The sequence below is a fragment of the Acinetobacter geminorum genome (assembly GCF_013009345.1).
Classification (GTDB): Bacteria; Pseudomonadota; Gammaproteobacteria; order Pseudomonadales; family Moraxellaceae; genus Acinetobacter; species Acinetobacter geminorum.
Genome location: NZ_JABELE010000010.1, coordinates 160,393 through 168,767, shown reverse-complemented (window position 1 = coordinate 168,767; position 8,375 = coordinate 160,393). Strand labels below are relative to the sequence as shown.

Sequence of the window (8,375 nt, the reverse complement as noted above, 5' to 3'; positions counted from 1 at the left end):
TTTACGATTCAGTTCGATGATCGATTAAAAGATCATTTATAAAAAATGGAACTTACACAAAATAATTTACAGGCTCCTTTAAACCTATTATTTATACTTCTCGCGATAAGCTTGCTGCTCGAAACAACGCAATAAGAATATAATGGTAAAAATAGTTGTTTGCTTTTCATTCTATTTATTTCAATTTATAAAAAACATATAATATTCTCAATAGTTTTCTAATTATCTATTACATTCAATCAAGATCATATATTTTCAATAAAGAGAATAAAATGCAAGACCAAGCTTTAACCTCTCTTCCTCAAGATGTAAATGAGGATCAAAATATTACAACTCCACCAATTTCACACTCAGGAATTCATCATTTTAAGTTTCATGGGAATGCCTCAGAATATTTTGGAATCTGGATCGTTAATATTCTTTTGACTATTATTACCTTAAGCTTATATGCGCCTTGGGCTAAGGTTCGTCGCTTACGCTATTTCTATGGTAATACAGAATTTTTTGAACGCCGCTTTGATTTTACAGGGATTCCAACCAAGATTTTGATTGGACGTTTAATTGCATTAGGAATTTACGTCGTATTTGCAATTTCATCACAGTATTCAATGATTGCGACTGTGGTTGGACTAATTGCATTATATGCAGCAGTACCTTGGCTAATTCGCGCTACTTTGCGTTTTACTGCAAGAAATAGTAAGTTCGGCAACGCACGTTTTTATTTTGGTGGAACGATAAAAGAATCTTATAAAGTCTTTCTTTTGAGTATATTGGTATATATTTTCACTTTAGGAATCTTTACACCTGTAGCTATTTGGCTATATAAAAAATATTATCTTAACAACTTATATGCTGGACAATTAAATTTTAAATTAAACGCGAAATGGTCTGCATATATGGCTGCAGTTTATATACCAGTTTTTATTGCAATTGGTATAATTGCTATTTTTTCAATCATTTACTTTGCTATGGCAGGAACAATTTCTGGGTTCTCACCAAACGCTATATTCTTCGGAATATTTACTGTATATGCATTTATTGGATTATTTATTTATCCATTAATCGCTGCACGTATTTTTATTACGACATGGAACAATACTACAGTTGGAAACAGTCAATTTAAAACAGACTGTAATCAATGGCGTTTTGCATGGATTGTAGCATCAAACTGGATTGTAAAAATCTTAACCATAGGTTTAATGTCTGCTTGGGCTGCAGTTCGTATTCACAAATATCAGATTGAATCGATGAGTTTAATTTTACTAGATGATCCAGATCAAATGATGAATCTAGCTCAACAAGAGCAAAGTGCTTTAGCTGAAGAAATCAGTGATATTTTTGATATCGACATCTCCTTATAATAATCTGAGTTTAATAATTTATGTCCCACGCAGTAGATATCACTTTCTATGATGGCCTAGTTTCTAAACCATACCCTGCTCAGATTTCAGCTCAATCTGAATCTGAAGTTCTAATTCGGTATGGTGAGCAATTAGAACTTCAGCGTCATTATCAATATACTGATATGAAATTGATTGGTGCGCTGGGACAGTTACACCCAGTAATTGAATTATCTGATGATGCACGGATTGAATTTCATAGTGCATTACCTGAATGGTTTAATTACACAACTAAAAAGGTTCAACATTCGATCTGGAAATTTGAACGTTCTCCGGGTCTTATTCTTTTTAGTGTAATTTTTGTGATTACTTTTGCGATCAGTCTAGTCAAATGGGGGGTTCCAGCAACGTCCCATTATCTTGCTTTTCAATTACCTGAGAATACTTTAAAGAAACTAGGTGATGAAGCCGAGAATTACGTATTAAATAATTGGACTGCACCCAGCCAATTAGCACAAACTCAAAAAGATCAAATTACTAAACAATATTTGAATACTGTTGCTGAAAACAAACCAGCCAAATTAGTCTTCCGTAAAGGTAATCAGTTAGGGGCAAATGCTGTAGCGCTACCCAATAATACGATTATTATCACAGATGAACTGATCAAATTAGCGCATACGAATCAGGAAATCTTAGGCGTATTAGCCCATGAACAAGGCCATTTGGTTTATCGCCATAGTTTGCAACAAGGGTTAACGAGTTTAGGCCTAAGTATATTATACATTGCAATGACCGGAGATAATTCAGACTTATTTACGTCATTACCTGCCGCTATGATTGGTGCAAATTACTCACGTAAATTTGAGTCCGAAGCCGATCTATATGCTTTACAGCTGATGGATAGGAAGCATATAAAAGTCTCGCACTTTGCAAATTTCTTACAACGTTTAAGCGATACAACAGAAGAAGGTATCGATAAAAAGAGTCAGGCCAACCCAGCAACTTCTCAAGAAGAATCTTCAGCTAATAAATTATCTACAGCTGTTCTTGATGCTTTATCCTCTCATCCTGCAACCGAAGAGCGTATTCGAATGGTTCATGATTTTGAGAAAAAACAGAAAGGCGCACAAAATAATTTATAGGTACACAGAGACTATCTAGAAAATTTATGGTCTTTAGGAAGTGGAGCATCACATGGTTGATCCGTCTTTACATTGACCATTTTCACAGGCCCATCGTTGTAGATTGTTACCTTACAGCCTTTTACGACATATTCTTGTTGAATGCCACCGTACATTTCATCTTCAGAAACAGCAGATGCAACATCACATGCCTCGTCAGCACGGCATATATCCTCTTGCCCACCTAAATCTTCTGCTCCAGCAGCTCCCATTACATCTACAGCACCCTCCTGTACTCCAGCATCTACAGCCTGTATTTTTGCTGCATATGTATTTGAAAGATTCATCATAAGAAAAATTGCAAGAAAGAACTTACTACTGTGATTTATTAAATTCATGAATTATCCATATCTCTTAATTTAAATTTGGTACATATCAGGCGATTTTACTTTGCAAGTTAGTGATGCAAAGGGATTAGTATTATAAGGAGCTATTCTACCCATAATTATACATATAGCAGCAATAGTCGCCCCGAAAGAATTCATCAAACAATTACAAGATATTGACCATTATGAGGGTGCGATTAACTACACAATATAAAATTAAGATGAAAACTAAATTTGCCCAACTCAATCCAAATTTTTATGGAGGGTAAGATGAGGGGTAAAATAATAGATATAAAAAAAGCCCCTGCTATTAACAGGGGCTTTTCGAATTTGGCGGAAGCGGTGAGATTCGAACTCACGGAGGACTCACACCCTCGTCGGTTTTCAAGACCGGTGCATTAAACCGCTCTGCCACGCTTCCATGTGCGTAAGAATACAAAGCTTATTCATTTTATTCAAGAAAAATATCATCGCTTTGTGTTCAAGTGCATATTGTTTCATCAATTTTACAGTTGCGCAGCCAATTCTGCTCCTTCTTTGATCGCACGCTTCGCATCTAGCTCTGCTGCGAGCTTTGCACCACCAATAATATGGTAGTTCGCTATAGTCGACTCACCTTCTTTTGGCATCAAGTCTTTTACCGACTCTTGACCTGCACACACCACCACAGTGTCTACACGTAAAAGTTGATCTTGTCCATTATGCTCAATCCAAAGCCCTTCATCAGTGACTGCTTTATATTGCACACCACGCAGCATACGTACGCCATGCTTTTTAAGCTGTGCACGGTGTACCCAACCCGAAGTCTTGCCAAGGCCAATACCAAGTGGTGTTGTTTTACGTTGTAGTAAATAAATTTCACGGATTGCTGGTTCAACTTCAGGCGGCTGCATACCACCTTCAGAAACATAGTTCGGATCTGGATCTACACCCCATTCACGTTGCCAATCAGCCAAAGGTTGAGGCTGTGGTTGATGTGGCGGTTTAAGTAAAAACTCTGACACGTCAAAACCAATACCACCCGCACCAATCACTGCAACTTTTTGCCCGACTTCTGCCCCTTTCAAAACTTGAGCATAAGAAAGGACTTGTGGCGCGTCACTTCCTTCAATTTTTAATGCACGAGGGATTACACCTGTTGCAACAATCACTTCATCAAAACCTTCGCGTTCAAGCTGCTCACGATTTACGCGAGTATTTAAACGTACGTCCACTCCAGTTTTTTCCAGTTGGACTTTAAAGTAGCGGATCGTTTCGTGAAATTCTTCTTTGCCCGGTACAACTTTGGCAAAGTTAAACTGACCACCTACATCTGAAGTTGCCTCAAACAGCGTCACTGCATGGCCACGGCTTGCAGCAACAGTTGCCGCCGACATACCCGCTACTCCGCCGCCCACAACTGCAATTCGCTTAGGCTGTTTAGTCTTTAAATAGACCAGTTCAGTTTCATGTCCTGCACGTGGGTTAACCAAACAAGACACACGCTTATTTTTAAAAGCATGATCTAAACAGGCTTGGTTACATGCAATACAGGTATTAATTTCATCAACACGGTTAGTCGCAGTTTTATTTACCCAAAACGCATCGGCCAATAAAGGGCGTGCCATTTGAACCATATCTGCTTTGCCAGTTGCCAAAATTTCTTCGGCATTTTCAGGCATGTTAATGCGATTTGACGCAATAATCGGAATAGAGATATGTTGTTTTACATGAGCAGTATAGTCGACAAAAGCTGCACGAGGCACAGATGTTACAATGGTCGGAACTCGAGCTTCATGCCAGCCAATGCCGGTATTTAATAAAGTCACCCCTGCTTTTTCTAAAGCTTTGGCTACAGTCACCACCTCTTGCATGGTGTTACCGTCATGGACTAAATCAAGTAATGACAAGCGGAAACAGATAATAAACTTCTCACCGACTTTGGCACGAATCGCTTTAACAATCTCGACTGGAAAGCGCATACGGTTTTCAATTTCACCACCCCAACGGTCAGTCCGCTGGTTCACGTGACGACTTAAAAACTGGTTAATTAAATAACCTTCCGAGCCCATAATTTCGACACCGTCATAACCTGCTTTTTTGGCAATGTCAGCGCACTGTGCGTAATCTTCTATTGTGCTCAGAATATTTTTTTCAGAAAGCTGGCGTGGTTTAAATGGGGAAATTGGAGATTTAATGGCTGTTGAAGACACTACAAACGGTTGATAACCATATCTGCCCGCATGCAAAATTTGCATTAAGATTTTAGAACCATGTTTATGCACAGCATGTGTAACCAGACGATGCTGTGGAATATCAAATAAGCTATTCATGGTTCCGCCAGCAGGTGCTAACCATCCTTGACGGTTCGGTGAAATACCACCTGTCACAATCAGGCCAACCCCACCTTTTGCGCGCTCTTCAAAATAAGCTGCCAGCTTTGGGTAATTGTAAAAACGGTCTTCAAGCCCCGTATGCATAGAACCCATCACCACACGGTTTTTAATGGTGGTAAAGCCTAGATGTAATGGTTTTAATAAATTGGCGTAACTTGTCATGCTGCGTCCCAATAATTTTTTGCAACTTGTTGCATAGTACTTTAATACTTTTTTGATAATTTTGGATGACCAAGCAAAGAAATTTATCGGAGCTTATGGTCAATCCATTTATTAAAGAACAATACTTCATTCACTTCTTCTTATTCTATAAATAGCCTTATATTTTTTATCAAATTAAAACTTCAAATCAGAACAAGTGAATTAATGCTTTTTTTGCGAAAAAAAGCACCATGAATAGTGCTACAATAGCCGCCATTCAGAATTCTCAAGACCGCCTATATGGGGTCTTTTTCATAAATGTTAGGATTAGCAATGACTGATAATGCAACTATCTTGCAGCATGTACCAGTAGGCAAAAAAGTTGGGATTGCCTTCTCCGGAGGCCTAGACACTTCAGCTGCCTTATTGTGGATGAAACAAAAAGGCGCAGAACCTTATGCATATACTGCAAACTTAGGTCAGCCTGATGAAGATGACTACGATGCAATTCCAAAGAAAGCAGAACAATACGGCGCTGTAAAAGCTCGCTTAATTGACTGCCGCTTACAACTTGCGCTTGAAGGTATTGCTGCGATTCAGTGTGGTGCATTCCATATCAGTACAGGTGGTGTTCCTTATTTCAATACGACTCCATTAGGTCGTGCAGTAACAGGTACAATGTTAGTTACTGCAATGAAAGAAGATGACGTAAACATCTGGGGTGACGGTTCAACTTATAAAGGTAACGATATTGAACGTTTCTATCGTTATGGCTTATTGACTAACCCGAATCTTAAAATTTATAAGCCTTGGTTAGATCAAAACTTCATCGATGAGCTCGGTGGCCGTGCAGAAATGTCACAGTTCCTGATCGACAACGGTTTTGACTACAAAATGTCAAAAGAAAAAGCGTACTCGACTGACTCAAACATGTTGGGCGCGACTCACGAAGCAAAAGATCTTGAATACCTAAATGCTGGTATCAAAATCGTTGACCCAATTATGGGCGTTGCTTTCTGGAAAGATGAAGTTGAAATTACTCCAGAAGAAGTGACTGTACGTTTTGAAGAAGGTGTACCTGTTGCATTAAACGGTCAAACTTTTGACAATCCGGTAGAGCTTATTCTTGAAGCAAACCGTATTGGTGGCCGTCATGGTTTAGGTATGTCTGACCAAATCGAAAACCGTATTATCGAAGCGAAATCTCGTGGTATTTATGAAGCACCAGGTATGGCTCTTCTTCATATTGCTTATGAGCGTTTGGTTACTGGTATTCATAATGAAGATACGATCGAACAATACCGCATTAACGGTTTACGTTTAGGTCGTTTACTTTACCAAGGCCGCTGGTTCGACTCTCAAGCACTTATGTTGCGTGAAACTGCACAGCGTTGGGTTGCTAAAGCGATTACTGGTGAAGTAACTCTTGAACTTCGTCGTGGTAATGACTACACCATCATGAACACTGAATCTCCAAACTTAACGTACGAAGCTGAACGTTTAACAATGGAAAAAGGCGATTCAATGTTTACGCCAATGGACCGTATTGGTCAGTTGACTATGCGTAACCTCGACATTACCGATACACGTGCAAAACTTGGTATCTATACAGATGCTGGTTTGCTTTCAATCGGTCAAGGTTCTGCTGTGCCACAACTCGATAGCAAGAAAAAATAATTTTCTTACTTAATAAAAGGCCACCGACACAGGTGGCTTTTTTATTTCAAATATTTGTGCTCACGCAAGTTCAGCCACTTCCAAAGGTTGATAATAAATCTGGTTACGTCCAAGCTGCTTAGCTCGGTATAAAGCTTGATCCGCAGCTTGAATTAATTTTTCCTGATTTACTTTAAAACCTTCTGTATAGACAGTAAAACCTAAACTAATCGTGACATGCTTAGAGACTAAAGATGCTGCATGAGGAATGGCTTGTCGCTCAATCGCTTTATAAATATTTGCAGCCACTGCATAGGCGCCTTGAGCTGGTGTTTTCGGTAACAGCACGACAAACTCTTCTCCTCCATAGCGGGCAACAAAATCAACATGCCGAATCGAATTTTTAATTGCAGCAGCAATAGATGAGATAACTTTATCCCCCATTTGATGTCCATAAAAATCGTTATAATTTTTAAAAAAATCGATATCAATAAACAAAACGGCCAATGGTCGCTTTTCTTGTTTTGCACGATAGTAAAAAAAGTCGAACATCTCATCAAAAGTACGTCGATTTGAGATATTAGTCAGTGCGTCTTGCTGGCTTAAATGAAGCAATTCAGATGCCTCAATACGTAAAATTTGTTCATTAAGTTCAGCAAGCTGATTATTTAAAAAAAGACTTCTTTCCCTAGAGATAAGCATGGTGCTAATTGAAAAACCTAAAATACAAGTACCGAACAAGGCTCGACCAAGTGCAATATAATCACAATTTACGTTGAGTAAATTAAGAAAAATAAAAACCAATATTGCTGCTGATAAGCCTACATACAGCATATGTAGTGGCTTGATCCCACTTAAGATAAACCCAAGCATATATAAAAATGAAAGTAGCAACATCGACTGATTTTTAAGCGCCATATTTCCGACGCTTAGCAACAACATTGCACTTGTAATAATGCTAAAAAAAACAATGCTACATGCAGCAAAATAAAAGTGCTCGGAGAGCTTTTTAGATTTGGCAAAAATCCAAAATAGTAAGAGCGCAAGCGCAATATTCATTGCACTTAATAAACAATGAATAAAGTCCAGAGTAATATAAGGCTTACCTATCACTAAGTAGTCGGTTGGCAACACCAACAAAATAAAAATAAGATAGGTTAAAACACCACTTGCTAAAAATTTTGAGATATTTTGTTTAGTTCGCTCAAGATTCAGACACCAGAATTTTTTTTCTAATTGGTGTGGTAAAGGCATGTTGGCATAACGATGGGTATGTAGAGTTACTAAATATTCTATTTCTTCCTTTGCTTTGAGTAATTCATGTACATTTCCCCTATTTACCACTACTTGATTCCT

General features: G+C 38.4%; 6 protein-coding genes and 1 tRNA gene. 3 read left to right on the top strand and 4 right to left on the bottom strand.

Annotated elements, in window-relative coordinates:
* The first annotated feature begins 272 nt into the window (after positions 1–272).
* Positions 273–1,361, top strand: coding sequence for a YjgN family protein (locus HJG58_RS11495; RefSeq protein WP_057068586.1), 1,089 nt, complete (start codon positions 273–275; stop codon positions 1,359–1,361).
* 20 nt (positions 1,362–1,381) lie between these two features.
* Entirely contained in the window at positions 1,382–2,482 is a 1,101-nt protein-coding gene (locus HJG58_RS11490; protein WP_170248947.1) for a M48 family metallopeptidase, read from the top strand.
* 11 nt (positions 2,483–2,493) lie between these two features.
* Here HJG58_RS11490 and HJG58_RS11485 read toward each other — a convergent pair whose 3' ends face one another.
* The 3 genes from HJG58_RS11485 to HJG58_RS11475 form a co-directional block, all read right to left on the bottom strand.
* Entirely contained in the window at positions 2,494–2,811 is a 318-nt protein-coding gene (locus HJG58_RS11485) for a hypothetical protein (protein WP_170248976.1), read from the bottom strand.
* Positions 2,812–3,178: 367 nt separating this feature from the next.
* A tRNA-Ser gene (locus HJG58_RS11480) sits at positions 3,179–3,268 on the bottom strand.
* A gap of 85 nt (positions 3,269–3,353) precedes the next feature.
* Complete coding sequence (locus HJG58_RS11475) at positions 3,354–5,384, bottom strand: NADPH-dependent 2,4-dienoyl-CoA reductase (RefSeq protein ID WP_170248945.1); 2,031 nt, start codon at positions 5,382–5,384, stop codon at positions 3,354–3,356.
* A gap of 297 nt (positions 5,385–5,681) precedes the next feature.
* Between HJG58_RS11475 and argG the strand changes: the two genes are divergently transcribed.
* On the top strand, positions 5,682–7,040 hold the full coding sequence (gene argG / locus HJG58_RS11470; protein ID WP_014206117.1) for an argininosuccinate synthase: 1,359 nt from the start codon (positions 5,682–5,684) through the stop codon (positions 7,038–7,040).
* 60 nt (positions 7,041–7,100) lie between these two features.
* Here argG and HJG58_RS11465 read toward each other — a convergent pair whose 3' ends face one another.
* Positions 7,101–8,363: a GGDEF domain-containing protein gene (locus HJG58_RS11465; protein WP_170248974.1), complete on the bottom strand. Its 1,263-nt coding sequence runs from the start codon at positions 8,361–8,363 to the stop codon at positions 7,101–7,103.
* Positions 8,364–8,375 lie beyond the last annotated feature (12 nt).